The organism is Pseudomonas sp. GM24 (assembly GCF_000282235.1).
GTDB lineage: Bacteria > Pseudomonadota > Gammaproteobacteria > Pseudomonadales > Pseudomonadaceae > Aquipseudomonas.
In genome coordinates this window covers 1-2,667 of the sequence record NZ_AKJR01000325.1, presented here as the reverse complement: position 1 = coordinate 2,667, position 2,667 = coordinate 1, and the positions used below count along the sequence as shown (strand labels likewise).

Genomic DNA, 2,667 nt, shown 5'->3' with positions numbered 1-2,667 from the left:
CCCAAAGAGCATGGTCGGCCCAAAGGCCGCCAAGTCAAAAGCGTGAACCCTGTCAAAACCCTGAACACACAAGCAGAAACATCCCCCGCCATTGAAACCACCCAAACCCTGCCCCATCTAAGACCCATACCCCATTGCGCAGGTGCCCCATGAGCGACCAGCAAGAATTCCCGGAAAACCCCGACGACTACACCGAAGCCGAACACATCGAACACACCTCCAGCGGCAAAGGCCTCGCCCTGCCCGGCCAGAACCTGCCGGACAAGGTCTACATCATCCCGATCCACAACCGCCCGTTCTTCCCGGCCCAAGTCCTGCCGGTCATCGTCAACGAAGAACCCTGGGCCGAAACCCTCGAACTGGTCAGTAAATCCGAACACCATTCCCTGGCCCTGTTCTTCATGGACACGCCCCAGGAAGACCCGCGCCACTTCGACACCGGCGCCCTGCCGCAATACGGCACCCTGGTCAAAGTCCACCACGCCAGCCGCGAGAACGGCAAACTGCAATTCGTCGCCCAAGGCCTCAGCCGCGTACGCATCAAGACCTGGCTGAAACACCATCGCCCACCGTATCTGGTCGAAGTCGAATACCCGCACCAGCCCACCGAGCCGACCGATGAGGTCAAGGCCTACGGCATGGCGCTGATCAACGCGATCAAAGAGCTGTTGCCGCTCAACCCGCTGTACAGCGAAGAGCTGAAAAACTACCTCAACCGCTTCAGCCCCAACGACCCGTCGCCACTGACCGACTTCGCCGCCGCCCTGACCTCCGCCACCGGCCCCGAACTGCAAGGCGTGCTCGACTGCGTGCCGATGCTCAAGCGCATGGAAAAAGTCCTGCCGATGCTGCGCAAGGAAGTCGAAGTCGCGCGCCTGCAAAAAGAGATCTCGGCAGAAGTTAACCGCAAGATCGGCGAGCATCAGCGCGAGTTCTTCCTCAAGGAACAACTCAAGGTTATCCAGCAGGAACTCGGCCTGACCAAGGACGACCGCAGCGCCGACCTCGAACAGTTCGAGCAACGCCTCGAAGGCAAAGTCCTGCCGGCGCAGGTGCAGAAGCGCCTCGAAGAAGAAATGAACAAGCTGTCGATCCTCGAGACCGGTTCGCCGGAATACGCGGTCACCCGCAACTACCTCGACTGGGCGACCTCGGTGCCGTGGGGCGTGTACGGCGAGGACAAACTCGACCTCAAGCACGCGCGCAAAATTCTCGACAAACACCACGCGGGCCTGGACGACATCAAGGACCGCATCCTCGAATTCCTCGCCGTCGGTGCCTATAAAGGTGAGATCAGCGGCTCCATCGTGCTGCTGGTCGGCCCGCCGGGCGTAGGTAAAACCAGCGTCGGCAAATCCATCGCCGAATCCCTCGGCCGGCCGTTCTACCGCTTCAGCCTCGGCGGTATGCGCGACGAAGCCGAGATCAAGGGACACCGTCGCACCTACATCGGCGCGCAGCCGGGCAAACTGGTGCAGGCGTTGAAAGACGTCGAAGTGATGAACCCGGTGATCATGCTCGACGAGATCGACAAGATGGGCCAGAGCTACCAGGGCGACCCGGCCTCGGCACTGCTGGAAACCCTCGACCCGGAGCAGAACGTCGAATTCCTCGACCACTACCTCGACCTGCGCATGGACCTGTCGAAAGTCCTCTTCGTCTGCACTGCCAACACCCTCGATTCGATCCCCGGCCCGTTGCTGGACCGCATGGAAGTGATTCGCCTGTCGGGCTACATCACCGAAGAAAAAGTCGCCATCGCCAAGCGTCACCTGTGGCCGAAACTGCTGGAAAAGGCCGGTGTGTCCAAGGGCAGCCTGAGCATCAGCGACAGCGCGCTCAAAGCCTTGATCGACGGTTACGCCCGTGAAGCCGGGGTGCGCCAGCTCGAGAAACAAATGGGCAAACTGGTGCGCAAAGCGGTGATGAAGCTGATTGACGAGCCGAAAGCGGTGATCAAACTCGGGCCGAAAGACCTTGAAGCGTCACTCGGCCATCCGGTGTTCCGCAACGAGCAAGTGCTGTCCGGCACCGGCGTGATTACCGGTCTGGCGTGGACCAGCATGGGCGGCGCGACCTTGCCGATCGAAGCGACGCGGATTCACACGCTCAATCGCGGTTTCAAACTCACCGGGCAACTGGGTGATGTGATGAAGGAATCGGCAGAGATCGCCTACAGCTACGTCAGTTCGCATCTGAAGCAATTCGGCGGTGACGCGAAGTTCTTCGACGAAGCCTTCGTCCACCTGCACGTACCGGAAGGCGCGACACCGAAGGACGGCCCGAGCGCCGGCGTGACCATGGCCAGCGCCCTGCTCTCGCTTGCACGTAATCAACCGCCGAAGAAAGGCGTGGCGATGACTGGCGAATTGACCCTGACCGGGCATGTGCTGCCGATTGGCGGGGTGCGTGAGAAGGTGATTGCGGCGCGGCGGCAGAAGATTTTCGAATTGATTTTGCCGGAGCCGAATCGGGGGAATTTTGAGGAATTGCCGGATTATCTGAAGGAAGGGATTACGGTGCACTTTGCGAAGAAGTTTGCCGATGTGGCGAAGATCCTGTTCTGACCGGTAGCCTGTAGCCCCTCACCCCAGCCCTCTCCCCCAGGAGAGGGAGCCAACCGAGCGGTCTTGCGCTATGCGCCGACCTGAAACACCGGGTCGATTA

1 protein-coding gene is annotated in these 2,667 nt (G+C 60.6%); it reads left to right on the top strand.

The features are described from left to right. Positions 1-149: 149 nt before the first annotated feature. Positions 150-2,567, top strand: coding sequence for an endopeptidase La (gene lon, locus PMI23_RS27760; protein ID WP_007916809.1), 2,418 nt, complete (start codon positions 150-152; stop codon positions 2,565-2,567). The last annotated feature ends 100 nt before the right edge of the window (positions 2,568-2,667 follow it).